The organism is Enterococcus ureasiticus (assembly GCF_001730285.1).
GTDB lineage: Bacteria > Bacillota > Bacilli > Lactobacillales > Enterococcaceae > Enterococcus_L > Enterococcus_L ureasiticus.
Map to the genome: position 1 here is coordinate 218,912 of NZ_MIJZ01000001.1, position 25,902 is coordinate 244,813.

At 36.7% G+C, this 25,902-nt stretch carries 26 protein-coding genes; 24 read left to right on the forward strand and 2 right to left on the reverse strand.

Annotation, left to right across the window (positions count from 1 at the left end):
- Nucleotides 1–6 precede the first annotated feature (6 nt).
- The 18 genes from BCR21_RS01100 to BCR21_RS01185 all read left to right on the forward strand — a co-directional run bounded on the left by BCR21_RS01100 (nucleotide 7) and on the right by BCR21_RS01185 (nucleotide 18,050).
- Nucleotides 7–342, forward strand: a complete 336-nt coding sequence (locus BCR21_RS01100) for a nitrous oxide-stimulated promoter family protein (RefSeq protein ID WP_276204463.1) — start codon at nucleotides 7–9, stop codon at nucleotides 340–342.
- A 401-nt stretch (nucleotides 343–743) separates the two neighbouring features.
- A complete protein-coding gene (aroE, locus tag BCR21_RS01105) occupies nucleotides 744–1,613 on the forward strand; it encodes a shikimate dehydrogenase (protein ID WP_069644679.1) in 870 nt (289 codons plus the stop codon).
- 28 nt (nucleotides 1,614–1,641) lie between these two features.
- On the forward strand, nucleotides 1,642–2,664 hold the full coding sequence (aroF, locus tag BCR21_RS01110; RefSeq protein ID WP_069644680.1) for a 3-deoxy-7-phosphoheptulonate synthase: 1,023 nt from the start codon (nucleotides 1,642–1,644) through the stop codon (nucleotides 2,662–2,664).
- A gap of 60 nt (nucleotides 2,665–2,724) precedes the next feature.
- Complete coding sequence (gene aroB / locus BCR21_RS01115) at nucleotides 2,725–3,786, forward strand: 3-dehydroquinate synthase (RefSeq protein WP_069644681.1); 1,062 nt, start codon at nucleotides 2,725–2,727, stop codon at nucleotides 3,784–3,786.
- Between the two features lie 172 nt (nucleotides 3,787–3,958).
- Complete coding sequence (gene aroC, locus BCR21_RS01120) at nucleotides 3,959–5,125, forward strand: chorismate synthase (RefSeq protein ID WP_069644682.1); 1,167 nt, start codon at nucleotides 3,959–3,961, stop codon at nucleotides 5,123–5,125.
- A gap of 29 nt (nucleotides 5,126–5,154) precedes the next feature.
- Nucleotides 5,155–6,252: a prephenate dehydrogenase gene (locus tag BCR21_RS01125; RefSeq protein ID WP_069644683.1), complete on the forward strand. Its 1,098-nt coding sequence runs from the start codon at nucleotides 5,155–5,157 to the stop codon at nucleotides 6,250–6,252.
- 90 nt (nucleotides 6,253–6,342) lie between these two features.
- Nucleotides 6,343–7,590 (forward strand): 3-phosphoshikimate 1-carboxyvinyltransferase, encoded by a 1,248-nt coding sequence (gene aroA, locus BCR21_RS01130; RefSeq protein WP_139125595.1) that lies wholly within the window; start codon nucleotides 6,343–6,345, stop codon nucleotides 7,588–7,590.
- A 14-nt stretch (nucleotides 7,591–7,604) separates the two neighbouring features.
- Nucleotides 7,605–8,105 (forward strand): shikimate kinase, encoded by a 501-nt coding sequence (locus BCR21_RS01135; RefSeq protein ID WP_069644685.1) that lies wholly within the window; start codon nucleotides 7,605–7,607, stop codon nucleotides 8,103–8,105.
- Nucleotides 8,106–8,117: 12 nt separating this feature from the next.
- The gene (pheA, locus tag BCR21_RS01140) at nucleotides 8,118–8,966 is read left to right on the forward strand and encodes a prephenate dehydratase (protein ID WP_069644686.1); all 849 of its coding nucleotides are present in this window, start codon (nucleotides 8,118–8,120) and stop codon (nucleotides 8,964–8,966) included.
- A 110-nt stretch (nucleotides 8,967–9,076) separates the two neighbouring features.
- Nucleotides 9,077–10,204 (forward strand): LCP family protein, encoded by a 1,128-nt coding sequence (locus BCR21_RS01145; RefSeq protein ID WP_069644687.1) that lies wholly within the window; start codon nucleotides 9,077–9,079, stop codon nucleotides 10,202–10,204.
- A 75-nt stretch (nucleotides 10,205–10,279) separates the two neighbouring features.
- The gene (locus BCR21_RS01150; protein ID WP_069644688.1) at nucleotides 10,280–11,128 is read left to right on the forward strand and encodes a DegV family protein; all 849 of its coding nucleotides are present in this window, start codon (nucleotides 10,280–10,282) and stop codon (nucleotides 11,126–11,128) included.
- A 271-nt stretch (nucleotides 11,129–11,399) separates the two neighbouring features.
- Nucleotides 11,400–11,591: a hypothetical protein gene (locus BCR21_RS01155; protein WP_069644689.1), complete on the forward strand. Its 192-nt coding sequence runs from the start codon at nucleotides 11,400–11,402 to the stop codon at nucleotides 11,589–11,591.
- A 28-nt stretch (nucleotides 11,592–11,619) separates the two neighbouring features.
- Nucleotides 11,620–12,102 carry a hypothetical protein gene (locus BCR21_RS01160; RefSeq protein ID WP_084013186.1) on the forward strand — a complete coding sequence of 161 codons (483 nt, stop codon included), beginning with the start codon at nucleotides 11,620–11,622 and terminating at the stop codon, nucleotides 12,100–12,102.
- Nucleotides 12,103–12,233: 131 nt separating this feature from the next.
- The gene (locus BCR21_RS01165; RefSeq protein WP_420809817.1) at nucleotides 12,234–12,545 is read left to right on the forward strand and encodes a hypothetical protein; all 312 of its coding nucleotides are present in this window, start codon (nucleotides 12,234–12,236) and stop codon (nucleotides 12,543–12,545) included.
- Nucleotides 12,546–12,564: 19 nt separating this feature from the next.
- Nucleotides 12,565–14,628, forward strand: coding sequence for a cation:proton antiporter (locus BCR21_RS01170; protein WP_069644691.1), 2,064 nt, complete (start codon nucleotides 12,565–12,567; stop codon nucleotides 14,626–14,628).
- Nucleotides 14,629–14,684: 56 nt separating this feature from the next.
- The gene (locus BCR21_RS01175; protein WP_069644692.1) at nucleotides 14,685–16,571 is read left to right on the forward strand and encodes an ABC-F family ATP-binding cassette domain-containing protein; all 1,887 of its coding nucleotides are present in this window, start codon (nucleotides 14,685–14,687) and stop codon (nucleotides 16,569–16,571) included.
- Nucleotides 16,572–16,583: 12 nt separating this feature from the next.
- On the forward strand, nucleotides 16,584–17,531 hold the full coding sequence (locus BCR21_RS01180) for a thymidylate synthase (RefSeq protein ID WP_069644693.1): 948 nt from the start codon (nucleotides 16,584–16,586) through the stop codon (nucleotides 17,529–17,531).
- Between the two features lie 18 nt (nucleotides 17,532–17,549).
- Complete coding sequence (locus tag BCR21_RS01185; protein WP_069644694.1) at nucleotides 17,550–18,050, forward strand: dihydrofolate reductase; 501 nt, start codon at nucleotides 17,550–17,552, stop codon at nucleotides 18,048–18,050.
- 70 nt (nucleotides 18,051–18,120) lie between these two features.
- On the opposite strand, the gene lexA is transcribed toward BCR21_RS01185, so the two are convergent.
- Nucleotides 18,121–18,741, reverse strand: coding sequence for a transcriptional repressor LexA (gene lexA / locus BCR21_RS01190; protein ID WP_069644695.1), 621 nt, complete (start codon nucleotides 18,739–18,741; stop codon nucleotides 18,121–18,123).
- A 308-nt stretch (nucleotides 18,742–19,049) separates the two neighbouring features.
- Here lexA and BCR21_RS01195 point away from each other — a divergent pair, with 308 nt between their 5' ends.
- The 3 genes from BCR21_RS01195 to BCR21_RS01205 all read left to right on the forward strand — a co-directional run bounded on the left by BCR21_RS01195 (nucleotide 19,050) and on the right by BCR21_RS01205 (nucleotide 22,634).
- The gene (locus BCR21_RS01195) at nucleotides 19,050–19,292 is read left to right on the forward strand and encodes a DUF896 family protein (RefSeq protein WP_069644696.1); all 243 of its coding nucleotides are present in this window, start codon (nucleotides 19,050–19,052) and stop codon (nucleotides 19,290–19,292) included.
- 98 nt (nucleotides 19,293–19,390) lie between these two features.
- Entirely contained in the window at nucleotides 19,391–21,385 is a 1,995-nt protein-coding gene (gene tkt / locus BCR21_RS01200) for a transketolase (RefSeq protein ID WP_069644697.1), read from the forward strand.
- A 391-nt stretch (nucleotides 21,386–21,776) separates the two neighbouring features.
- On the forward strand, nucleotides 21,777–22,634 hold the full coding sequence (locus tag BCR21_RS01205) for a glucosaminidase domain-containing protein (RefSeq protein ID WP_069644698.1): 858 nt from the start codon (nucleotides 21,777–21,779) through the stop codon (nucleotides 22,632–22,634).
- Between the two features lie 57 nt (nucleotides 22,635–22,691).
- Here the strand turns inward: BCR21_RS01205 and BCR21_RS01210 are convergent, their stop codons facing one another.
- Entirely contained in the window at nucleotides 22,692–23,687 is a 996-nt protein-coding gene (locus BCR21_RS01210) for a 4-hydroxy-3-methylbut-2-enyl diphosphate reductase (RefSeq protein WP_069644699.1), read from the reverse strand.
- A gap of 188 nt (nucleotides 23,688–23,875) precedes the next feature.
- On the opposite strand from BCR21_RS01210, the gene cysK reads away from it, so the two are divergent.
- From cysK to BCR21_RS01225, 3 genes are all read left to right on the forward strand, one after another.
- Entirely contained in the window at nucleotides 23,876–24,805 is a 930-nt protein-coding gene (cysK, locus tag BCR21_RS01215) for a cysteine synthase A (protein ID WP_069644700.1), read from the forward strand.
- Between the two features lie 197 nt (nucleotides 24,806–25,002).
- Complete coding sequence (perR, locus tag BCR21_RS01220; protein ID WP_069644701.1) at nucleotides 25,003–25,440, forward strand: peroxide-responsive transcriptional repressor PerR; 438 nt, start codon at nucleotides 25,003–25,005, stop codon at nucleotides 25,438–25,440.
- Nucleotides 25,441–25,453: 13 nt separating this feature from the next.
- The gene (locus BCR21_RS01225) at nucleotides 25,454–25,834 is read left to right on the forward strand and encodes a RidA family protein (RefSeq protein WP_069644702.1); all 381 of its coding nucleotides are present in this window, start codon (nucleotides 25,454–25,456) and stop codon (nucleotides 25,832–25,834) included.
- The last annotated feature ends 68 nt before the right edge of the window (nucleotides 25,835–25,902 follow it).

Sequence of the window (25,902 nt, forward strand, 5' to 3'; positions counted from 1 at the left end):
AAAAATGTGAAAAAGAATAACGGACCAAAAATACAAGAAGAAAAAAGAACCATCCGTGCAATGATCGAGATCTATTATCGAAAGCATGAAGCACCTGTGATTGACAAAAAAACGTTACTATCTTACTCACAACTTCGATTGGATGTTTGTCGTTTTGGAGAGGAAAAACCTACTTGTAAGCAGTGTCCTGTACATTGTTATCGTCCGGATTACAAAGAGCAAATGAGGCAAGTAATGAGATACTCTGGACCAAAAATGTTACTTTATCATCCGATTCTAGCGATAAAACATCTTATAAAAGAAAATAAAAGTAAAAAAATAAACTATGATGAACGCATATAATTACTGGTTTTTATTTAAATTAACCGAAAAAAATGAAAGAATAGTAAATAAAATAGGTTGACACTTAGTTTGCCTAGGTATATACTAAAAACAATTCTTAAATAAATCAGTTACGGAGTGACTCATATGACAAGCATGAAGCATAACCAATTACAACTGAATAATTATTACTTTAGCTATTTTAGATGAGTTTGTATTCATAACATTATGGGTGCAGACTAGCAAGTTTGTATCTATGATGGCTAGGGAATTTTGAGATGACTTTCAGCCGCGTAGATGAGAAAATCTATAGTGGCTTTTATATTACCTATTTTTTGTGAGGTGTTCACTGTAGATTTTTCTAAAAATTTACGTGAATACCTTTTTTGTTTGAGAAAAATCGCTTTTGAGGAGGAAATTAGATGGAAAATACGATTACAGGACACACGAGATTAGCTGCATTATTTGCTACACCAATTCGTCACAGTGTTTCACCAATGATTCAAAATACTGCTTTTCAAGCATTAGGAATCGATGCAGTATATCTTGCATTTGAAGTAGGAACGGATGGGTTAGAACAAGCGATTGATTCAATCAAAAATCTAGAAATGATAGGTGCAAACTTATCGATGCCAAACAAAATTTTAGCTGTCGAATATATGGATGAATTAAGCGAAGCGGCTCGTTTGATTGGTGCTGTTAACACTATCACCAATGACCATGGTAAATTAACAGGACACAACACTGATGGCACTGGCTTTATGAGAAGTTTGAAAGATATCGATGTTGACATAATTGGTAAAAAAATAACGATCATCGGAGCAGGTGGGGCAGCTACAGCGATTATTGTTCAAGCGGCTTTAGACGGAGTCAAAGAAATCACAGTTTATAATCGAAAAGATGAGTTTTACGATAAAATCAAAGAAAAGCTAGCTTACATTTCAGAAAATACAAACTGTACCATTACCTTGCATGATTTAGCCGATGAAAATAGTTTAGCTAAAAATGTAGCAGAAAGCGCACTATTATTAAACGCAACTGGCGTTGGTATGAAACCATTAGAAGAACAAACGCCGATTCAAGACTTTTCCATCATACGTCCGGATCTCGCAGTTTGTGATGTTATCTATACACCTAGAGAAACAGAATTTTTGAAGCAAGCCCGTTTACGTGGCGCTAAAACTAATAATGGTTTAGGCATGTTACTTTATCAAGGTGCCGCAGCGTTTGAAAAATGGACAGGACAAGAAATGCCAATAGAAATCGTAAAACCAATTATTGAGAACAACTAAATTAAAATGGATTGAAGGAGAGAATAACATGATCGTAATTATGAAATCAGAAGCAACAAAAGCACAAATCAAATCAGTGATAGAACGAGTAAAAAAAGAGGGACTAGAAGTTCATCTAAGTGAAGGTAAGGAACAAACAATTATCGGCTTGGTTGGTGACACAAGAAAAATGCAGGATGTGGCATTTAATAGTTACGATGGTGTTGAAAATGCAGTTAGAATATCGTTGACATACAAACTAACCAGTCGTGAGTTTCATCCAGAAAATACAATTGTCGATGTTGATGGTGTGAAAATCGGCGATGGCAGTATGACGATGATGGCAGGTCCATGTTCAATCGAAAGTTTAGACCAAATTCGAGAATGTGCGAGAATTGCTAAAGCAGGCGGTGCAACTATTTTACGTGGTGGAGCGTTTAAACCAAGAACATCACCCTACGCTTTTCAAGGATTAGAAGAAGAAGGCCTAAAATACATTCGCCAAGCAGCAGATGAATTTGATATGAAAGTCATTACAGAAGTTATGGATGAAGCGCACATCGATATGATTGCCCAATACAGTGATATTTTACAAATTGGTGCTAGAAATATGCAAAACTTTAAATTATTACAAGCTGTCGGAAAAACGGGTAAACCAATTGGCTTAAAACGTGGAATTTCTGGTACAATTGATGAGTGGTTAAATGCGGCTGAATACATTGCTGCTCAAGGTAATTTCAATGTGATATTCATTGAACGTGGGATTCGCACCTACGAAACAGCAACGCGGAATACTCTTGATTTAAGCGCGGTTCCATTAATTAAAAAATTAAGCCATTTTCCAATCATCGTTGATCCAAGTCATGGTGTGGGAATTTGGGATCTTGTCCCTTCAATGGCACGAGCGGGTGTTGCAGCAGGTGCAGATGGGCTGATCGTTGAGATCCACCCAGATCCAATCAACGCTTGGTCTGATGGACCTCAGTCTTTAAATGAAAAAACATACATGCGCATGATGAAAGAAGTTCACATTATGGAAAAAGCGATGAAAGAAATTAATGAATTAGAATAAAAACTAGAGTGAACAGAAGGTTATTATTTTCTCTTTAATAAAAAATAGGAGTTGAAACAAATGAAACTCAGGGTAACTTTACCAAATCATTCTTATGATTTGACCATTGAAAAAGGAGTGTTGAATGGTATCGGTTCTTGGGTAAAAGAATTGTGGTCGCCGCAAAAAATTGTGATCATAACAGATACAAACGTTCAACCTTTGTATGGGGAGCTAGTTCAAAAAAGTTTGAAAGAGACAGGTTTTGAGACAGCAACTTTTGTGATCAATGCAGGAGAACAAAGTAAAAGTTTGTCTGTGGCTGCCGAAGTCTATGATTTTCTTGCAGATGAAGGAATGACTAGAAGCGATGGTATCATTGCTTTGGGTGGCGGAGTCGTTGGTGATTTAGCCGGTTTTGTCGCTTCAACTTATATGCGTGGTCTTCATTTTTTACAAGTTCCAACGACATTATTGGCTCAAGTGGATAGTAGTATCGGTGGGAAAACGGCCGTTAATACAAAAAAAGCGAAAAATCTAGTAGGTACATTTGCCCAACCTGATGGTGTTTTGATTGATCCTGAGACTTTGAATACGTTGGAAACAAGACGGATTCAAGAAGGAATCGCTGAAATCATCAAATCTGCTGCTATCGCAGACGAGGAGTTATGGCAAAAACTGGATGCACTAACTGATGAGCTTGATTTAAGAGCACATGCAACAGAAATCATTGCTGCTTGTTGTAAAATCAAACGGAAAGTCGTAGAAGAAGACGAACTGGATAACGGAGTTCGTTTACTTCTTAACTTTGGTCATACAATTGGTCATGCATTAGAAAATACTGCCGGTTACGGTAATTTAACTCATGGTGAGGGAGTTGCAATTGGTATGAGTCAAATTACAAGAGTGGCTGAAAGTAAAGGTTTGACTCCAATTGGTACAACAGAACAATTAAATAAAATGATTCAAAAATTCCACCTACCTATTCGGTCAAATCATTGGGATCAAGAGCAATTGTATATGGCATTAACTCATGACAAGAAGGCTCGTGGAGGGAAAATAAATATTATTTTACTAGAAAAGATTGGTAAAGCGAAAATTGTTCGGATTCCAATTGAAGAAATGAAGAGTTATTTAGACTAGCACTACGCTCTGCTTCGATCGCAGCAATTTTTATGAGCTAAAGCTCTAAGGCTTGAAGGCCTTCGGAAAAAAATAAGAATTGAATGTGACAAAAAGCGTCACAATCAATTTTTCCTACTTTTCTGTCAGAGCTGGACAAGCTCATTACACTTTTAAATTAGGAGGAAATCATATGCGTTTTATTACGGCGGGAGAATCACATGGACCAGAATTAACAGCGATTATAGAGGGTTTACCAGCAGGGATGCCATTATCACCAGAAGATATTAATTTTGAGTTAGCTAGAAGACAAGGCGGATATGGCCGGGGTGGTAGAATGTTGATTGAAAAAGATCAAGTAAGAATCACTTCCGGTATTCGTCACGGCAAAACATTAGGATCACCAGTGACACTTGTTGTTGAAAATAAAGATTGGAAAAACTGGACTTCTGTCATGTCAATCGATGAAGTTTCAGAAAAAGAGAAAAAAATTCGACGAGTAAATAAACCACGCCCAGGACATGCGGACCTTGTCGGCGGTATCAAATACCAGCATGATGATCTTAGAAATGTACTAGAACGCTCATCAGCGCGTGAAACAACGATGCGAGTTGCAATAGGAGCAGTCGCTAAAAAGTTATTGAAGGAACTGGATATTGAAGTAGCAGGACATGTTGCGATTTTAGGTGGTATCAAAGCTGAAATCCCGGATAATTTGACGGTCAAAGAAATCCAAGAACGCTCAGAAAATTCAGATGTGCGTGTTCTTGATCCATCAGTTGAACAAGAAATTCGTGACTTAATTGATAAGACAAAGAAAAATGGCGATACGATCGGTGGCGTAGTAGAAGTCGTTGTTGGTGGTGTACCAATTGGTTTAGGTAGTTATGTTCAGTGGGATCGTAAATTAGATGCCAAAATCGCCCAGGCGGTTACGAGTATCAATGCATTTAAGGGCGTTGAATTTGGGATTGGATTTGAAATGGGTTTTAAACCAGGCAGCCAAGTCATGGACGAAATTGTTTGGGATAAAGCAACTGGCTATACACGAACATCAAATAATCTAGGTGGTTTTGAAGGTGGTATGACAAATGGAATGCCAATCGTTGTTAGAGGTGTCATGAAGCCTATTCCAACATTGTATAAACCGTTGCAAAGTGTCAATATCGATACAAAGGAGCCTTATAAAGCAAGTGTAGAACGCTCTGATAGTACAGCAGTTCCGGCTGCAAGTGTGGTTTGTGAAGCTGTTGTTGCGACAGAAGTTGCCCAAGCGATGCTGGAAAAATTTGGCAGTGATGCTTTTGAACAGATGAAAGAAGAAGTTGACTCTTATCGCCGTTATACTCAAACGTTTTAACTAAAACTAAAAATGGAGAGTGAAGCGGAATGAATAAAAAGGTTTTGATTGTCGGTCTAGGATTGATTGGCAGTTCATTAGCATTATGTATAAAGAAAGAACATCCACTTGCAACGATTATCGGAATAGATAATCAAGAAGCTTCGGAAGAATTTGCCTTAAAACGAAAAATCATCGATCAAAGAGGAGGTTCTATTCAAGAAGCTGCTGTAGTAGCAGATATTATTTTTCTATGTACTCCAGTTAAAAGTATGCTGAATCAATTGAACATATTGGGGACATCACCGTTAAAACAAGAGGTCATAATTTCTGATGTTGGCAGCACAAAATTAGAAATTATTGAAGCAGCAAAACAAGCTGGACTAAAAACATTTATCGGCGGACACCCAATGGCAGGATCACATAAATCTGGTGTGACAGCAGCGGATGAAAATTTATTTGAGAATGCATATTATATTTTAACGTCGTCAGAGGTAGAAAAACAAAAACCAATCCATGAACTGCAAAAACTATTACAAGGGACACGAGCAAAATTTGTAGTGCTTTCAGCACAAGAGCATGATCAAATTACAGGAATGCTCAGCCACTTGCCACATATTATTGCTGCTGGTTTAGTAAATCAAAGTAAAGATTTTAACGAAGAACATCCACGTTCTAGACAATTAGCTGCTGGGGGATTTCGTGATATTACACGAATCGCTTCGTCAGATCCACAAATGTGGACGGATATTCTATTAAGTAATAAAGAAGCACTACTAGAGCTGATGAGATCATGGCAAGCTGAAATGGCGCAAGTTTCGACTTGGATCCAAAATGGAAATAAAGAAGCCATTTTTCAATTTTTCTATGAAGCAAAAGAAACTAGAAATCAAATGCCTGTTCATAAAGAAGGCGCAATTCCTGCATTCCATGATTTATTCGTGGACGTACCAGATATACCAGGGGTGATTGCCGAGATCACAGCTTTACTAAGCAAAGCTCAATTATCCCTAATTAATTTGAAAATTCTTGAAACACGTGAAGATATCTATGGTATTTTACAGTTAAGCTTTAAACGTCAAGATGATTTAGAGAAGGCTAAAGAGATTATTGAAAAAGAAACGGATTACTTGTGTTATGAAAAATGAGTTTTTAAGAGGTTAGACTTTGCACTTTGTTTTATCTAGATAAGGAGGGATATTTTGGATTTAGTCATCAATAAAATCGGTTTAAATGGAATGATTGATATTCCCAGCGATAAATCGATTTCTCATAGAAGTATCATGTTTGGTGCAATCGCACATGGAAAGACAACGATCAAAAACTTCTTACGAGGAGATGATTGTTTAAGTACTTTAAAAGCATTTCAGGATTTAGGCGTTAAAATTGAAGATGATGGTGAAACAATAACCGTTCATGGAACTGGTTTTTCAGGGTTAAAACCAGCAAAACAAGCAATTGACGTTGGAAATTCTGGAACAACGATTCGATTGATCATGGGAATTTTAGCTGGAACATCATTTACCACTGAATTATTTGGTGATCATTCGATTGCCAAAAGACCGATGAACAGAGTCATGTTACCGATCAATCAAATGGGTGCTGAATGTACAGGACATGATGGAACAGAATTTCCACCTTTAACTGTGAAAGGGACGGAAAATTTAAAGCCAATTCATTATCAAATGCCTGTTGCGAGCGCACAAGTAAAATCAGCGATTCTTTTTGCTGCTTTACAAGCACATGGAAAATCAGTTGTTGTAGAAAAAGAAAAAACACGGGATCATACAGAAGATATGATTCGTCAATTCGGTGGTGAAATTACTGTTTCTGGAAAAGAAATCAGCATCTGCGGACCACAAAAGTTGGTTGGGCAAGAAGTCATTGTGCCAGGCGATATTTCTTCAGCAGCCTTTTTCCTTACAGCAGGTTTGATCATTCCTGATAGCAAAATTACGCTGAACAATGTTGGCTTAAATCCGACACGCACAGGTATCATTGATGTGATTCAGCAAATGGGTGGCAAATTAACGATCCAAGAAACAGGAAGTAAGGCGAATAAAGCTGGAACTTTATCCGTTGAAACAAGCGACCTAAAAGGAATCGAAATCAGTGGAGAAATCATCCCAAGATTAATTGATGAACTACCGATCATTGCGTTACTAGCGACTCAAGCTGAAGGAACGACCATCATTCGTGACGCTGAAGAGTTAAAAGTGAAAGAAACAAATCGGATCGATGCAGTCGCAACTGAACTAACTAAAATGGGTGCCAATATCGAACCTACAGATGACGGTTTGATCATTCATGGTAAAACGCCGTTACATGCCGCACAAGTTACTAGTTATGGTGACCATCGTATTGGCATGATGCTGCAAATTGCTGCTCTTTTAGTAAAAGACGGAACCGTAGATTTAGAAAAAGCAGAAGCAATTTCTGTTTCTTATCCAAGATTTTTTGACGATTTAAATAAACTATATCAATAAACGGGGGAACAAAGATGAAGGGGATTATATTAATTGGTTTCATGGGAGCTGGAAAAACGACTGTCGGGAAACTTCTTTCAGAAAAGACAGGGATGGAACATATTGATTTTGATGATAAAATCGTTGAAGAAATTGGCATGACGATCCAAGAATATTTTGATTTACATGGTGAAGAAGCATTTAGAGAAAGAGAAACAAATGTCTTGAAACGCTATTTAGATCATAATCAAGTCGTATCAACTGGTGGCGGAATCGTCATGAGACCAGAGAATCGGGAACTTTTGAAACAAATGGCACCTGTTGTTTATTTACAAACCAAACCAGAAGTATTTATTCCAAGATTGAAACATGATCATACAACGGTCAGACCTTTAGTAGTATCAAAGTCTCCAGAAGAAATTAGACAAGTTTTTGAGCCAAGAATCCCTTTTTATGTGGAAAGTGCCAGCTTAGTCATTGATACAGATGAACGAACACCAGAAGAAATTGTTCATGAAATTTTAGAGAATATATAAGTAGGTGAGCCAATGAAAGTCGGTTTTTTAGGTCCAGAAGCTTCTTTTACTCATAATGCAGCGAAAACTGCTTTTCCTGATGAAGAATTGATTCCATATCATTCGATTCCGGCTTGTATTAAAGGTGTTGAGTTTGGTGAAGTCGATTTAGGTGTCGTGCCGATTGAAAATACGATCGAAGGTTCTGTCAACACGACTGTTGACTATCTTTTTCACCAAACAACGATTCCTGTAGGAGCGGAAATCGTTTTACCAATTTATCAACAGCTTATGGTAGCAAAAGAGAACAAAGAATCATGGCAAGAAACAACAAAAATTCTATCTCATCCTCAAGCTTTAGCACAATCGCAAGAATTTATTCGTACCTATTTCCCAATGGCTGAGCTTGAAGCGACACCATCGACCGCGTATGCCGCAAATTTTGTCGCTCTTCATCCAGATCAAAAAATCGCAGCTATTGCACCCAGACTTTCTGCTGAAAAATATGATCTTGAAATTGTGGGTAAAGATATTCAGGATGTAGCAATCAACCAGACTAGATTTTGGGTGATTGGGTCTGAAAAGGTCGAACTACCAATCAATGCTACTGATAAAAAATTAACCATTGCATTGACTATGCCGGATAACATGCCAGGAGCTTTGCATAAAGCATTATCTACCTTTAGCTGGAGAGAAATTGATTTAAGTAAAATCGAATCGCGTCCATTGAAGACAACCTTAGGAGAATATTTCTTTTTAATTGATATCAATGTTCAAAAACCGCAACAATTGTTAGATAATGCGTTAGAAGAAATACGTTTAATGGGCGGAACGGTGAAAATATTTGGGAATTATGCGATTCATCCCATCAACGGAGTTTAAAGATCTGAAAAGGTCTTTTTATTTTTTGTTAAATTTTACCTATCTAATAGGAATTTTTTGAAAAATAAGGTATGCTTATAACTGTTGTTAATTGAAGTGAGGTGGAAATGATGAGCCGTGTAGATCGCTATAAGCACATACATGATAAATCAAAACCAGTAGAAGAAAAGAATGGTTTTAACCCAAGAAAAGAAAAAAATTATACAGAAGAACCTAGAAATAGCTATTATCAAGAACAAGAACCGCTAAATGACCCAAATCAATATTTTGGACAAACAGAACCAACTGAAAAACAAAAAGGTTTTTCAAAAAAGGAAAAAAAACCGAAAAAACCAAGAAGAAAGAGACGCTTTAGCTGGCCTAAACGAATCGCTTTATTTTTTGTTTTGCTAATTGTATTGGCAGTTGGTTTCTTCTTCAAAGGAAAATCTTACGCTGAAAATGATACTTCTTTGCCAAAAGAGGCGATTGAGACGTTCAATGGAGTAAAAAGTGCTAACGGAGCTAATAATATCTTGATTTTAGGTAGTGATACAAGAGGAGAAGATGCTGGTCGAGCGGATACTATTATGGTTCTGCAACTAGATGGTCCTTCTAAAAAACCTAAATTGATTTCGTTTATGCGTGATACCTTCGTGGATATTCCAGGTTATGATGCCAACAAAATCAATGCCTCTTATGCATTAGGTGGAGCTGATTTAGTTCGTCAAACTTTAGCAGAAAATTTTAATATTCAGACTAGATACTATGCGAAAGTTGATTTTCAATCATTCGAAAAAATTATTGATTCAATGTTTCCGAGTGGTGTTAAAATCGACGCTGAAAAAGATTTGAATTTAGATGGCGTTGACATTTTCAAAGGTAGTCAGAAAATGGATGGCCATACGCTTTTACAGTATTCACGTTTTAGAAAAGATGACGAAGGCGATTTTGGTCGTGTTCGCCGTCAACAACAAGTGATGACAGCTGTTATGGGACAATTAAAAAATCCTTTAGCATTGCTTCGGACACCGGAATCTTTAGGTCGTTTAGTAGGGTATATGTCAACGGACGTTCCTACGTCATTTATGCTGAAAAATGGTCCATCGTTAATGTTAAAAGGCGGCGGGGGAATTGAGCGCTTAACTGTTCCAGTTGAGGGATCTTGGAGTAATCAAGATGTTGATTATGCTGGGAGTGTTCTTCAAATAGATTTGGATACGAATAAAGCCGCGGTTCAAAGTTTTCTTGACCAATAAGTATTTTATTTAATTATGAATGGATTTATGCTATATTTATAATACCGTGTAAATTTAGTGAAACGAGGTTACAAAATGAAAATCGCTATTGTGACAGATAGTACCGCTTATTTACCTGAGCGAATTAAGAACTCACCCAATCTATTTGTTATTCCCATCCCTGTTATTTTAGATGGTAAGATATATAACGAAGGAATAGATATCGAAGCTGATGAATATTATAGCTTGTTGAATAATAGTAATGAATTTCCAACGACTTCTCAGCCTGCATTAGGTGAAGTTATCGAACTGTACAAAGAAATTGCTGCCAAAGGCTATGATACGATCATTAGTATTCATCTTTCAGCGGGTATTTCAGGCTTTGTTAATACATTATTTTCATTAACAGATACGATTGAAGGAATCACGCTGTATCCCTATGATTCTAAAATCACAAGTGTGCCAATGGGACACATGGTAGAGGCAGCCTTAGATTTAGTGAAAGAAAATGCTAGCCTAGAAGAGATATTTACTAAACTAGATGTTATTAGAGACAATACGTATGCGTATTTGATTGTCGATGATTTGAACAACCTCGTTCGCGGTGGGCGCTTAACTAATGGTGCTGCATTGATTGCTGGATTATTGAAAATTAAGCCGATTTTAACATTTGAAGAGGGCAAGATCGTCTTGTTTGAGAAAATTCGTTCGACAAAAAAAGCTTTTGCTCGCGCAGAAAAAATTATCGGTAAACGAGACAAAGAAATCGACCGACCAGTGAAATTATATGTGATTCATGCAAACAATTTAGTGGTTGCTGAAGAAGAGAAGGCCAAACTTCAAAAGCAATATCCTAATGCAATTATTGAAATTGGTCATTTTGGTCCTGTTATTGGAACACATCTAGGTGAAAAGGCAATTGGGATTTGTATCTCAGCACAATAAATCAAAAGATGAGGCAAAGCTGTTTTCGGCTATTGTTTCATCTTTATTTTTTACTTGTATGCATCCTTTAGGTGGAGATTTTCCATCGATCATACTTATTAGCAGTAAGAAAAGTAGTAAACATGACCGTATAGTTCAATTAAGAAAAATAGTATGTTACAATAACAAATAAATCATACTTTTTTAATCGATTATCGATAAAAAATAACGATTCAATAGTCATTTTCCTTTAAAAGTAAGGTATACTTAAAGAAAAAAGGAGGGCGAGTGGATGAATCTAACTGAAGAACGTTTACAAAAAGAAAAAATGAAACAAGTTCAACTACTCGCTGCATATTACCAGGTAGTCAATCGTTTACCGCTTGGCGATAAGAGAGATCAGATGATTCGTGATATATTAGCTTGTAAGGATAAGATAAAAAAAATCAATCAGCAATTGACAGAATTAAATAAAAAAGAGTAACTATTTTCAGTTATAAAAGGAGCGTATTTTGGTTATAGATTTTTTTACAGTGCTACTTGCAGTTTTTGTTTTGATCATGTATGTTTATTTGATTTTAGTTAGAAAAAGCATCCTGATCAAAAGTCTTAAAAGAAAATTTATTTATGTTTTAGTGATTGGATTTAGTCTACTGATTCTGCTCCTTACTCTAGCTACCGGACAACCCCTCGATCAAAGGATTCGAGGATTCCTCTCGGTGTTGCTTGTTTTAAGTTTTTTACTTGATTCTAAAGGTCTTTCAGATGATCGGCTCATTCTAGGTCCTTTTGATAAGAATGGAATTTTGTATCAAGATGTAGAAAAAATGGCTTTATTGATCAAAAAGAAAGAGATTCGTTTAAATTACTTTAAAAATGGTCGGCGTGGTCCAATGATGAAATTTTCCATTCCATTGGAAGAGTTACTAGCATTTCTTTCTGAGCGATTGAATGAGGAAGCAGAAATCAGTATTTTAGTAGATGAAGATAAATAAAGGATAAATTCGGAGAAAATAGAGGTTACTTTCTCCTTTTCTTGAAATCTAAGCGTTAGAAATTCTATTCAATAAGTTTTTTTCAAAAGAATAGTTAATTTTAATAGGTATTTCTTTAACAGTTTGCTATAATGTGCAGAGAAATTCTGAAAGGAAGTATTGTTGTGAATAAGGAAATAGAGCAACGAATTGCTGAATTACGTGAAAAATATAAGGAGCTACCACCAGAAAAAAAAGCTGAATGGGAACGCCATATAAAAAAGAAAAATTTTTTAAACTATAAAAAAATTGAATTAATCAAGTCTGAATTACTTCGTTTAGAAGCACGTCGTGCACAATTAGAATTATGTGACAGAGAAAAAGAACTTGGATTAATAGAGAAAAAAATTACCTGTAAAAAAGAAAAATTATTACGGTATTTAGGAAAACAACTCAATCAATAATTATTAAGGGGGATACGAGATGGAGTTTGTTTATTTAATTATTGTATTTACTTTTGCGATAACTTTCTCAAATGTCTTCAATCGAATCGTTCCGATCATTCCGTTACCCATCGTACAAATAATCGTAGGTGTTTTAATCGGATTGACGGATATTGGTCGTGAAATAGTATTTGAACCAGAAATATTTTTGGTGATGATCATTGCACCTTTGCTGTTTAGAGAAGGGGAACGAAATGATATTTCTGCAACGATGAAAAACTTTAGTGTCATTTTGTTTTTGGCATTTATTGGGGTGTTGATCACACTTGTAAGTGTTGGTTGGGCTTTACATATGGTTATTCCTGCTTTGCCGATCGCAGCGTGTTTTGCTTTAGGTGCAGCACTTGGACCTACAGATGCAGTAGCTGTAGGTTCTTTATCTGGGAAAATTCAAATACCGCCTAAAGCGATGCATATTTTAGAAGGTGAAGGTCTGATTAATGATGCTTCCGGCGTTACCGCTTTTCAATTTGCACTTGCAGCATTGTTGACAGGCAGTTTCTCAGCAATGGATGCAGGAATCACCTTGATCTTCTCGAGTATCGGAGGCGCTATTGTGGGTGCTGTTTTAGTGATGATCAAACGTCAGATTGTCATGATTTTGGAAAAAGCTTCTGCAAGAGACGTAACTGGTTATCTATTATTAGAATTATTATTGCCTTTTTTAGCGTATATGGTTGCTGAACTATTCCATGTTTCAGGGATTATTGCCGCTGTTGTAGCAGGTGTTATGCAAGCTGCTAGCTTCAAAAAGGTTTCACTGTTTGAAGCTGAGCTTTCAAGTGTATCAGAAAGTACGTGGGGAACGATTACGTTTATGCTGAACGCGTTAGTTTTCCTGTTCTTAGGTATTGAGTTGTCTCAAGTTTTTTCACCTATTTGGAATAGTGAGACGTATTCTAACAGTTTCTTGATGGTCGTTATATTGATTTTAAGTGTTACGTTATTTACTGCGCGCTTTTTCTCTATTGTATTGATTTACAGTGTGAAAAATGGTTTCAAAAATATTTGGCAGTCGATGAATGAAATGCTGATTCTAACATTTGGCGGAGTGAAAGGAACAGTCAGTTTAGCAACGATTTTTATTTTACCATTAACTCTAAATGGTCAAGACTTTCCAGAACGTTCATTGCTGTTGTTTATTACGGCTTGTGTGATTTTAGTCACATTGGTAGGTGGTATTCTTGTTCTACCGTTTTTAACTGAATCTGATGAGGTAGAAAGTACTAATATACAAGGGATCACCTTACTTCAAGATATTATTGAACGACTTAAAAAGATAAATCAGAACGATCCTCATGTAGAAATGAACGTTGTGATTGAAAACTATCAAGATCGCGTTAAAGAATTGTACACAGAACAATTACCTTCAGATCAACGGCAAGAGGTTCAGGAGCTAAGAGCACTGATTGTTTCGATCGAGCGTGACGGTCTAGAAGAGAGTTTCCGTCAAAAAGAAATTGGCATAGAAGGATATCGACTTTATGAACGTCTGATTTCAAGAATGGAACGATCTATTGCTAGACAACTATTATCGATTATAGGCTTTTGGTTGCTTTTTGTTCGGCAAATCATTGCATTCTTTGTTCACCCAAATTTGTTATTTGCCAAAAAAGGGGAAGAGAATCGACGAGAATTTCAAAAAGAAGAATTGGAAAATGTTCGGCAAGTCTTTTTGCAAAATACGGAAGTCATTTTGAAGAGTTTGGATAATTTAAAAGGGGTTTATGATGACGAAATTATTCAGTTCTTTATTGAAGGTCGTTTGCAATTAGCGCATAGATTAGAAGACGGCACATTTATTGACTCATTTATCGTTCGTTCTCAATCTAATTATGTCAAGGAACTTTTGATTGGCTATCAAGAAGAGCGCAGAGTGATTGATGAATATGAGCTTGCTGAAAAGATCTCTTCTTTTGAAGCGAATGAATATCGAAAAAATGTTAATCTATTAGAATCTTATTCAATCAATGATATATCAGGCGCTATGCCATTTAGAAAATTGACAAGAGAATTAAAAAAAGAAGCAGACGAAGAAAACTAGCTTCTTTTTTTTACTTTTTTTTGTTACAATAAGCAGGATGAAAAGGGCGTGAGTAGATGAATGAGTTAAAAGTAAATGAATTGACTAAGACATATGGAGAGAAAACATTATTTGACCACATTTCTTTCCATATTCACGATAAAGACCGAATTGGATTGATCGGCACAAACGGAACAGGGAAAACGAGCTTATTAAATATTCTTGCAGGTAAAGATAGTGGGGATGGAGATGTCGGAGCGATTCAACAACCAAATGATTACCAAATTGGTTATCTTTCTCAAGACCAAGAATTTGATCCTGAACTAACTGTTGTAGAAGCAGTCTTTCAAGGGGAAACACCCATTATCCAAGCGGTGAAAAATTATGAATTAGCCTTGCTTGCATTGGCCGATGACGGGCTTAGTGAAACGGCTCAAAAACAATATGCCCAAGCGGAAGAACGAATGAATAAAGAAGACGCCTGGACAGCTGACACTGATGCCAAAATCATTTTACAAAAATTAGGGATTGAAACCCTTCATAAAAAAATGGGCGAATTATCTGGTGGACAAAAGAAACGTGTTAGCCTTGCCCAAGTATTGATTGAATCACCTGATTTGTTGTTACTGGATGAACCTACAAACCACTTAGACTACGAAGCAATTAGCTGGCTGGAAAGCTTTTTAAATGGATATCGTGGTGCTATTCTAATGGTAACACATGATCGATATTTCCTAGATCGAGTAACAAATCGAATCTTTGAGTTATCTTTTGGAAAGCTATATGAGTATAAAGGTAATTATGAAGCATACATCATTGCTAAAGCGGAACGCGAACGTGTTGGTGTAGAGCAAGAAGAAAAAAGAAAGCAGCTATATAAGCAAGAGTTAGAGTGGATGCGTGCTGGTGTAAAAGCACGCGGAACAAAACAACAGGCTCGGCAAGATCGCTTCCATGATCTTAAAGAAAACCTCCATAAAGTTAACCAAAAAGGTCAATTGGAAATTGATGTCGCAACACAAAGGTTAGGGAAAAAAGTTTTGGAGATCAAGGATGGAAATTATCAAATCGAACATAAAACGATTCTAAAAGAATTTGATCTGCTTATTCAAGCAAAGGATCGTATTGGGATTACTGGTAAAAACGGTGCAGGAAAATCAACATTATTAAATATTCTGGCGGGTCGTTTAGATTTGGATAGCGGAATTTACTCAATAGGTGAAACAGTTAACTTAGCTTACTATACGCAACAAAATGAAGCGATGGATCCGAACCAACGAATGATTTCTTATTTGCAAGAAGCAGCAGAGCAAGTAAAACGGACGGATGGAACAAACATTGGTGTTGCTGAATTACTAGAACGTTTTTTATTTCCTCGCTTTATGCATGGGACAGTAATCGGCAAACTATCTGGTGGCGAAAAACGTCGTTTGTATTTATTAAAATTATTGATTGGTCAGCCAAATGTGTTATTATTGGACGAGCCCACAAATGATCTGGATATTGATACGTTAACGATTTTAGAAGATTACATCCAAACGTTTAAAGGCGCTGTGATTGCAGTTTCACATGACCGTTATTTTCTTGACAAAACAATGGATAAATTACTTGTTTTTCAAGGTGTAGGTCAAATCAAAACTTACTATGGTTCAATGAGTGAGTATTTAAATGTGAATAAAGAACAGGCAAAAAAAGTCATCAAGACTGAAATAAAATCTCCAAAGGAAACGGAGAAGAAAGAAAAAACAAAATTGACCTACATGGAACAAAAAGAGTGGGAAACAATCGAAACAGATATCGCACAACTTGAAGAGCGTACAGCACAACTGACTGAAGAGATGAATCATCAAGGAGATGATTTTACAAAACTACAGCAACTTCAAACAGAGCTATCGACAGTGGAACAAAAGCTTGAAACAAAAATGGAACGTTGGGAATATCTAAGTGAATTTGCAGAAAATTAGGAGGCATAAACTATGGAAGAAGCATATTTATCATTAGGCCGTAAAATTTTAGAGGAAGGTCACCTTAAAGAAGATCGCACAGGTACAGGGACCAGAAGTATTTTTGGTCATCAAATGCGTTTCGATTTGTCCGAGGGCTTCCCGTTATTAACAACAAAACGAGTACCGTTCGGCTTAATTAAAAGCGAACTTTTATGGTTTTTAAATGGTGACACGAACATTCGCTATCTCCTGCAACACAACAATCATATTTGGGACGAATGGGCTTTTGAGCGTTACATCAAAAGTGAAGATTACAAGGGGCCTGATATGACTGATTTTGGTCGAAGAGTTCTTACCGATGAAGCTTTTAAGAAAAGTTATGAAAAAGAGCACAAAGAATTCTGTGATACTATTTTATCAGATGCTGATTTTGCGGCTAAATATGGTGAATTAGGCAATATTTATGGTGCTCAGTGGCGTCATTGGGAAACCAAAGATGGTGGTTTTATCGATCAACTGAAAAACGTTATTGAAATGATTAAAAAAACGCCAGACTCCAGACGTTTAATTGTGTCAGCATGGAATCCAGAAGATGTTCCATCAATGGCTTTACCCCCTTGCCATACGATGTTTCAATTTTATGTGAATGATGGAAAATTAAGTTGTCAACTATATCAACGCAGTGGCGATGTTTTCCTTGGCGTTCCGTTTAATATTGCTAGTTATGCATTATTGACTCACTTGATTGCTCATGAAACAGGTTTAGAAGTGGGCGATTTTGTTCATACTTTGGGAGATGCTCATTTATACACTAATCACATTGATCAAATGAATGAACAGCTTGCAAGAGAAATTCGCTCTTTTCCCACATTAAAATTGAATCAAGATAAAAAATCAGTTTTTGATTTTGAAATGGATGATATTGTAATCGAAGGGTACGATCCGCATCCTGCAATCAAAGCACCAATAGCCGTTTAATTCGAAAGGAGTTCTCCAATGTTAGCAGCCATATGGGCACAAGATGAGCAAGGTACGATCGGTAAAGAAAATCGCTTACCTTGGCATTTGCCAAACGATTTGAAATTTTTTAAACAAATGACTGAAGACAACACCATCATTATGGGGCGAAAAACCTTTGAGGGGATGGGCGGTCGGCCGTTACCAAACCGTCAAACGATTGTTCTAACTAGAGACAAAGCGTATCATGCAAATGGGGTCATTGTATTTCATACTGTAGAAGAAGTTCTTGAGTATGCCAAAAATTTCTCCGGCATTACATTTATTGCAGGTGGTTCTGCAGTATACGAAGATTTTTTGCCTTATTGTGATGTATTGTATCGTACAGTTATCCATCATTCATTTGATGGAGATACGAAATTTCCTGCTGTTGTTTGGGATGATTGGACATTGATTAATTTAAGTGTAGGAGAACAAGACGAAAAAAATAGCTATGCATATCAGTTCGAGACGTATCAGCGAAAAGTAGCTGCGGATTAACAAATCTTGTCAAAGTTTAACCCAAAAAATAACAAAAAAACATACTTTTATTAGTATGTTTTTTTGTTATTTAAATATGATTGCGGTAAAGTCCAACAACTTTTCCTAAAATACTTACGTTGTTCAAAATAATTGGGTCTAATGCATCATTTTCCGGTTGTAAACGAATATGATCTGTCTCTTTAAAGAATCGTTTACATGTCGCTTCGTCTTCATCAGTCATCGCGATCACGATATCGCCATTTGATGCAGCACTTTGTTTGCGAACAATAACTTGATCACCGTCTAAAATACCTGCATTGATCATACTTTCACCTCTAATAGTCAGCATGAATAATGCACTTTCTTCTGCTACTAGATCAGGTGGTAGAGGGAAAAAGTCAGAGGCTTCTTCTACAGCTAAGATAGGTTCACCGGCAGTAACAACACCAAGCATCGGGATGACTGTCGGTTTTACACCGATTCTGTCAAGACCATCTGCGGTCAATTCAATTGCTCTTGGCTTTGTAGGATCACGTAAAATGAGTCCTTTTTTCTCTAAACGAGCCAAATGTCCATGAACCGTCGAGGTTGAGGAAAGATCAACCGCTTTTCCAATTTCTCTTACGGTTGGTGGATAGCCTTTAAGTTCAACTTGTTCATATATATATTTCAATACTTCGATTTGTCTTGTGTCTGTACGTTTCACCACAACCCGCACCTTCTTTCGATTTATAATTTTAGTGTACCATAGTTTTATATAGGAATCAAACAAGCGTTCGTGTTTTTTAAAAAAAGTATCTATGCCAAAATTTTTGATAAAAAAAGACAAAAGTAAGAAACTGTATTTTCTTTAAATAAACGTAATCGTTCCATATTTTTATATGAATATAGTTGTATTTTTGGTGCTCATCTTATAAGATAGACATGGAAAGTAAACTTGTTTAGTCGCATGGATTCGCCTTTCGGAAAAAGGGTGAATGGACCTGTTCAGCTTTTAAAATAAGGAGGCAAAAATATATGTTATCGTCAGAAAAAATGGACCGCATCAATGAACTTGCAAAAAAAGCGAAAGAAAATGAATTAACTGAGAAAGAAAAAGAAGAGCAAAAAGTACTTCGCCAAGAATATCTAGCTGCTTTTCGCGGTGGAATGCGTCATCATATCGAAGGGATGAAAGTAGTTGATCCTAAAGGAAATGATGTAACGCCAGAGAAGCTGAAAGAGATTCAAAAGGAAAAAGGATTGCACGATAGAAAATAATTTTAGTTTTTTTTACTAAAAGTAATTGCTTTCATAACCGAAATACGATAAAATGTAGTTAATAAAGGTAAAAAAAACCTAAATAGGAGATGATTTTTTTGTTCGACAACACTGATCAGTTAGGCGTCAATACAGTTCGTACATTGAGTATCGAAGCAGTTCAAAAAGCAAATTCAGGACACCCAGGATTACCAATGGGGGCAGCACCTATGGCCTATGCACTTTGGACAAAACACTTGAAAGTAAACCCAAAAACATCAAGAAATTGGGTAGATAGAGATCGTTTTATTCTTTCTGCTGGTCATGGATCTGCAATGCTTTATAGTTTACTACACTTAGCGGGCTATGATGTAACAATTGATGATCTGAAAAATTTCCGTCAATGGGATAGCAAGACTCCTGGGCATCCAGAAGTACATCATACAGATGGTGTTGAAGCGACAACTGGTCCTTTAGGCCAAGGAATTGCAATGGCTGTTGGTATGGCGATGGCTGAAGCACACACTGCTGCAACCTATAACCGTGATAGTTTCCCCGTTATTGATCATTATACGTATGCATTATGTGGTGATGGTGACTTGATGGAAGGTGTTTCTCAAGAAGCAAGTTCTATGGCTGGCCATATGAAATTAGGTAAGCTGATTGTGTTATACGATTCAAATGATATCTCTTTAGATGGTCCAACATCCAAAGCTTTCACAGAAAATGTTGGTGCTCGCTATGAAGCTTATGGTTGGCAACATATCTTAGTAAAAGATGGTAATGATTTAGAAGCGATTTCTAAAGCGATTGAAGCCGCAAAAACTGAATTAGATAAACCAACACTGATTGAAGTCAAAACGGTCATCGGTTACGGCGCTCCAAAAGAAGGTACATCTTCTGTTCACGGTGCACCGATCGGAGCAGAAGGAATTACGGCTGCTAAGGCTGTTTATGGTTGGGAATATCCTGATTTTACAGTTCCAGATGAAGTCGCTGCTCGCTTTAAAGAAACAATGATCGAAGAAGGCGCAAAAGCTGAAGATAAATGGAACAACATGTTTGCAAACTATACAAAAGAACATCCTGAATTGGCTAGACAATTTAAACAAGCGTTCGCCGATGAACTTCCTGAAAACTGGGATAGTGAATTACCCACATATGACGTTGGATCAAGTGCGGCTAGCCGTGTTACGAGTAAAGAGACAATTCAAGCAATTTCTAAATCTGTACCAGGTTTCTGGGGTGGTTCTGCAGACTTGTCTGCTTCAAATAATACAATGGTTGCATCAGAAAAAGATTTCGAGCCTGGTCAATACGAAGGCCGTAATATTTGGTTTGGTGTTCGTGAGTTTGCCATGGCAGCTGCAATGAATGGGATTCAATTACACGGAGGAAGCCGTATTTATGGTGGAACATTCTTCGTCTTTACTGATTATTTACGTCCTGCAGTACGTTTAGCAGCGATTCAAAATACTCCTGTAACGTATGTATTGACCCATGATTCTGTGGCAGTTGGCGAAGATGGCCCAACCCATGAGCCTGTCGAACAATTAGCAAGTATCCGTTGTATGCCAGGTGTACAAGTAATTCGTCCAGCAGATGGTAACGAAACGGTTGCTGCATGGAAAATCGCAATGACAACAAAAGATGCTCCTACAATCTTAGTTCTAAGTCGTCAAAACTTACCAGTTATTGAAGGCACAAAAGAAAACGCAGGTGAGCTTGTTCAAAAAGGTGCTTATGTAATTTCTAAACAAAAAGGTGAAAAACCAGAAGGAATCTTGATTGCGACAGGTTCAGAAGTGAACTTAGCAATCGAAGCACAAAAAGCATTAGCTGAACAAGGAAAAGATGTTTCGGTTGTTTCGATGCCAAGTTTTGATTTGTTTGAAAAACAAACAGCAGAATACAAAGAATCTGTTTTACCTAAAGATGTGACTAAGCGAATTGCAATCGAGGCTGCTTCACCATTTGGTTGGGAACGTTATGTCGGAACTGCTGGCACAACTGTTACGATAAATCACTTTGGGGCTTCAGCTCCTGGCGATCTAGTATTGAAAGAATTCGGTTTTACAGTTGAAAATGTAGTATCAAAATATAATAATTTATAAAAAAACAAAAAAAGTAGACGTTCACATTTCGTGAATTTCTACTTTTTTACTATAACAAGGCACTCCGACTAAACCAGATCAACAATTTTTCAATTCGACTCGAGCCATTTTGTGATTTTTTCTGTAATATGAAAGTAATAATCGTAATATTATTTTTAATTATTAAAAAAAGTTAATAAACGAAGAACAAAGGTACTTATAGAAAAAATGCACCTGAATAATAGACACTATGTAAAACGGATGGAACAAATATTGAGGCAATCAATAAAACAAAAATTTCAGCTGGATTACACTCACTTTAAATCTTCAAATTTTAGGAGTAAATAATTGTTTATAAAAAAATCCCCGAGTAGAATGATGATATGATGTTCTATTGAGGAGGAACAAGTGAATGAACGAGATCAAAACAAGAAGTAGTAGGCACCAACAAAAAGAGCATAAAATTAACCGCAAACGGGTTGCGTCTGTGGTAGGAACTTCGTTAGTATTTCTTCCAATCGCAGGAAGTTTATTGCCTTTAGGTGCCCAAGCAACAGAAGTTGAAGCACAAGGAGAAGTTTCACAACAAGCATTTATTGATTCTATTGGATATTCAGCAGCTTCTGTAGCTGACGCTAACGATTTGTACGCATCTGTTATGATTGCACAAGCATTATTAGAAAGTAGTTACGGTACTTCAGGTTTAGCCGCAGCTCCGAATTATAATTTATTTGGTGTAAAGGGAAGTTATGGCGGGCAAACAGTTTATATGCCTACTTCAGAATATTTGAATGGCCAATGGGTAACAGTGACTGAACCATTTAGAAGTTATCCATCGTATACTGAGTCGTTTCAAGATCACGCTAATGTTCTTAAAACAACGTTAGCATCTAGTGGAAACTATCATTATTCTGGTGTTTGGAAAAGTAATACGACTAGCTACATGGATGCTACAGCAGCTTTGGCTGGCCGTTATGCCACAGATCCCAATTATGCTGGGAAATTAAATTGGTTGATTTCTGCATATGGTTTAACTACCTATGATAGTGGAAATACAGCTGCAGCTGTAACGAGTGAAAGTTCAGTAACGGATCAATCTGCTATTGGACAAAGTAGTGCAACCACCACAGCTCAAACTTATACTGTAGCTTCTGGAGATACTCTTTGGGGAATTGCCGAAAGATTCGGTATCTCTGTTGACCAACTTATGGCATCAAATGGTATAACTGCTGAGTTGATCACCGTAGGACAAGTGTTACAAGTCGCATAAAGAAAAGCTTCCAACAATCTGTCATGAAAATGACAGATTGTTGGAAGCTTTATTTTTTTATCGTTTGCCTGATCGTAACTCTTGTAAACGTCGCTCGCGATTTTTAGTCAGGTCCTTTATTCTAGGTCTAGGTAAAATCGATTCAGCAGTTATGCACGAACGTTTAATATGTGTTGTAGAATCATTTGTATCAAACTGATTTAAATAGTCAATAACTTCTCTGACAATTTGGGTAGGGGTAGAAGCACCAGCTGTCACGGCTACTTGTTCGACATCAATTAACCACGTAGTATCGATTTGTGAAACGTCAGATATCCGTTGAGCAGGAACACCTGCCTGTTCGATAGAAACTTGAGCTAAGCGATTACTATTATTACTTTTTGGATCACCAACAACAATCGTCAAATCACACCCTTGAGCTTGCTCAACGACCGCTTCTTGACGAACTTGGGTAGCTTTGCAGATGTCTTTATGAATAAGCACGTGAGGATATTTCTCTTGAATCGAATCCATCAAATCACTAACATCCCATTGGCTCATAGTTGTTTGGTTAGTCACAAAAATTTTATCAGCAGCTAACTTTAAAGTAGCAATATCAGCTAGATTGGCAACTAAATGAACATGTTCCGGAGAAACGCCTAGCGCTCCTTCAGGTTCAGGATGATTTTTTTTTCCAATATATATAATCTCATAACCTTCTGACACTTTTTCAGCGATTAGTTCATGTGTAATCATCACGTCAGGACAAGTCGCATCAATAACAGTTAATCCTTTTTCCACCGCTAGTTCTTTTACTTTGGGTGAAGTTCCATGAGCTGTAAAAATAACGGTTCCCTGATCGACTTGAAATAGAATATCTTCTCGGTTATCGCCATCTAAGGTATGGATTCCAATACTTTCAAAAGCATCAGTTACATGTTTATTATGAACGATCATCCCTAAAATATAGATTGGTCGTGGTAAATTTTCATCCAAAGATGCATTTCTGGCAATAACCATTGCGTCAACAACACCATAACAATAGCCTCGTGGACTAATATTTTTAATTTTCATAAATGACGTAACTCCTATTTACTAAATTTAATGTCCTCTTTACTATACAACATTTTTATTAAAAATGTATAAAGAGTTTGTAGCAATTAGGATATAGTAGCAAAATGATAGCCAGATGAAGCGATATGAGCTATTATAAACACAAGAAAGTTTTTGCTTATACGAATACTAAAATGGAGGAATGGATCATGACTCAAATTTTTAATTCTGTTACTGAATTAATAGGTAAGACACCTATAGTAAAATTAGGACGTATTGTCCCGGATGGAGCAGCTGATATTTTTGTGAAACTTGAATTTTTCAATCCTGGGGGAAGCGTAAAAGACCGAATTGCATTAAGTATGATCGAAAAAGCTGAAAAAAACGGACAACTTAAAACAGGTGATACAATCGTAGAACCAACAAGCGGAAACACTGGTATCGGTTTAGCGATGGTCGGTGCTGCAAAGGGGTATAATGTCGTAATTGTTATGCCGGATACAATGAGTATCGAACGCAGAAAATTAATGCAAGCTTATGGGGCTGAGTTATTGTTAACACCTGGTGCTGAAGGGATGAAAGGGGCAATTGCTAAAGCCACAGAACTGTCAGAAAAAGATGGTTACTTTATGCCTATGCAGTTTGATAATCCTGCTAATCCAGAAGCACATGAAAAAACAACTGGAAAAGAAATCCAAGATGTATTTGGGCCAGCTGGTTTGGATGCTTTTGTTGCTGGAATTGGGACGGGTGGAACAATAACCGGAGTTGGGAAAGAATTAAAAAGAGTCTATCCAAAAATTTCAATTGTTGCCGTTGAGCCAACAGAATCACCTGTTCTGGAAGGTGGGGCTCCAGGTCCACATAAAATTCAAGGAATCGGTGCAGGGTTCATTCCTAAAGTTTTAGATACAGAGATATATGGGAAAGTAATTGCAGTACCTAGTGAAGATGCAATGGAAACAGCGCGACAATTAGCAGTTAAAGAAGGATTATTAGTCGGGATATCGGCAGGAGCAGCTGTACATGCTGCAATTCAAGTAGCTAAAGAATTAGGTGCTGGGAAAAAAGTACTGACTGTTATTCCTGATAACGGCGAACGGTATCTTTCAACTGCACTATATAATTTTTCTGAATAGTTTATTTAAAAAAGGAAGCGTAGAGTTACGACTTCCTTTTTTATCGCGCTAAACTAATCCAAAAAGTATGTAATATTTTTCAAATTCACTGAAAACAGCGATAAACATGATATTTCCTATACTATTTATACAATTATTCTTGTCAAGATAGATTAGAAATAGTATCATTTAAGAAAGAAGACTAGGAGGGGAACCAAATGGACAATATATTGGTAAAGAATGCACTTGAAGAATTAAAAGAAGCCAATATTCGTATTACTCCTCAAAGATATGCAATTTTAGAATATCTCATTGAGAATCATAGTCATCCGACAGCAGATGAAATTTATCGTTCACTAGAAGATCGTTTTCCAAATATGAGTGTTGCGACTGTTTATAACAATTTACGTTTGTTTACTGATATTGGTTTTGTTCAAGAAATGAATTATGGTGACGCGTCTAGCCGTTTTGATTTCAGTTCCAAAAAACATTATCATGCGATCTGTCAGAATTGTGGTAAAATCGTCGATTTCCATTATCCAGGCTTGGAAGATGTAGAGATGGCGGCAAGTAAATTGACTGGATTTGAAATTAATGAACATAGATTAGAATTATATGGTCTATGTCCGGACTGTCAAAAAGCAAAAAAAGAATGAAATGAGGGATAAAATGAAATCAATCCAAACAGATAAAGCACCAAAAGCGATCGGACCTTATGTACAAGGAAACATTGTAAATGGCTTATTATTTGCTTCAGGTCAAGTTCCTTTAAGTCCTGAAACCGGGGAAGTTGTTGGTACTACAATAGAAGAACAAGCAGAACAAGTTCTTAAAAATATTGCAGCAATTTTAGAAGAAGTTGGCAGTGATTTTGACCATGTTGTCAAAACAACGTGTTTTTTAAAGAATATGAACGATTTTACAGCTTTTAATGACGTTTACGCAGGAGCATTTACAAACCAATTACCTGCTCGTTCAGCCGTTGAAGTAGCCCGCTTACCAAAAGATGTTCTTATTGAAATAGAAATTATTGCTGCAGTAAATGAATAGCAATTTATTTTCACAAGCTGAGAAATGTTAATTTCTCAGCTTTTTTTATTGTAAAAACAGCATTTTAA

What these genes read in the sequence shown, in the direction of transcription:
- aroE (WP_069644679.1), top strand. Translation starts at nt 744, where the DNA reads ATGGAAAATACGATTACAGGACACACGAGATTAGCTGCATTATTTGCT.
- aroF (WP_069644680.1), top strand. Translation starts at nt 1,642, where the DNA reads ATGATCGTAATTATGAAATCAGAAGCAACAAAAGCACAAATCAAATCA.
- aroB (WP_069644681.1), top strand. Translation starts at nt 2,725, where the DNA reads ATGAAACTCAGGGTAACTTTACCAAATCATTCTTATGATTTGACCATT.
- aroC (WP_069644682.1), top strand. Translation starts at nt 3,959, where the DNA reads ATGCGTTTTATTACGGCGGGAGAATCACATGGACCAGAATTAACAGCG.
- BCR21_RS01125 (WP_069644683.1), top strand. Translation starts at nt 5,155, where the DNA reads ATGAATAAAAAGGTTTTGATTGTCGGTCTAGGATTGATTGGCAGTTCA.
- aroA (WP_139125595.1), top strand. Translation starts at nt 6,343, where the DNA reads ATGATTGATATTCCCAGCGATAAATCGATTTCTCATAGAAGTATCATG.
- BCR21_RS01135 (WP_069644685.1), top strand. Translation starts at nt 7,605, where the DNA reads ATGAAGGGGATTATATTAATTGGTTTCATGGGAGCTGGAAAAACGACT.
- pheA (WP_069644686.1), top strand. Translation starts at nt 8,118, where the DNA reads ATGAAAGTCGGTTTTTTAGGTCCAGAAGCTTCTTTTACTCATAATGCA.
- BCR21_RS01145 (WP_069644687.1), top strand. Translation starts at nt 9,077, where the DNA reads ATGAGCCGTGTAGATCGCTATAAGCACATACATGATAAATCAAAACCA.
- BCR21_RS01150 (WP_069644688.1), top strand. Translation starts at nt 10,280, where the DNA reads ATGAAAATCGCTATTGTGACAGATAGTACCGCTTATTTACCTGAGCGA.
- BCR21_RS01155 (WP_069644689.1), top strand. Translation starts at nt 11,400, where the DNA reads ATGAATCTAACTGAAGAACGTTTACAAAAAGAAAAAATGAAACAAGTT.
- BCR21_RS01165 (WP_420809817.1), top strand. Translation starts at nt 12,234, where the DNA reads ATGTGCAGAGAAATTCTGAAAGGAAGTATTGTTGTGAATAAGGAAATA.
- BCR21_RS01170 (WP_069644691.1), top strand. Translation starts at nt 12,565, where the DNA reads ATGGAGTTTGTTTATTTAATTATTGTATTTACTTTTGCGATAACTTTC.
- BCR21_RS01175 (WP_069644692.1), top strand. Translation starts at nt 14,685, where the DNA reads ATGAATGAGTTAAAAGTAAATGAATTGACTAAGACATATGGAGAGAAA.
- BCR21_RS01180 (WP_069644693.1), top strand. Translation starts at nt 16,584, where the DNA reads ATGGAAGAAGCATATTTATCATTAGGCCGTAAAATTTTAGAGGAAGGT.
- BCR21_RS01185 (WP_069644694.1), top strand. Translation starts at nt 17,550, where the DNA reads ATGTTAGCAGCCATATGGGCACAAGATGAGCAAGGTACGATCGGTAAA.
- BCR21_RS01195 (WP_069644696.1), top strand. Translation starts at nt 19,050, where the DNA reads ATGTTATCGTCAGAAAAAATGGACCGCATCAATGAACTTGCAAAAAAA.
- BCR21_RS01205 (WP_069644698.1), top strand. Translation starts at nt 21,777, where the DNA reads ATGAACGAGATCAAAACAAGAAGTAGTAGGCACCAACAAAAAGAGCAT.
- BCR21_RS01210 (WP_069644699.1), bottom strand. Translation starts at nt 23,687, where the DNA reads ATGAAAATTAAAAATATTAGTCCACGAGGCTATTGTTATGGTGTTGTT.
- cysK (WP_069644700.1), top strand. Translation starts at nt 23,876, where the DNA reads ATGACTCAAATTTTTAATTCTGTTACTGAATTAATAGGTAAGACACCT.
- perR (WP_069644701.1), top strand. Translation starts at nt 25,003, where the DNA reads ATGGACAATATATTGGTAAAGAATGCACTTGAAGAATTAAAAGAAGCC.
- BCR21_RS01225 (WP_069644702.1), top strand. Translation starts at nt 25,454, where the DNA reads ATGAAATCAATCCAAACAGATAAAGCACCAAAAGCGATCGGACCTTAT.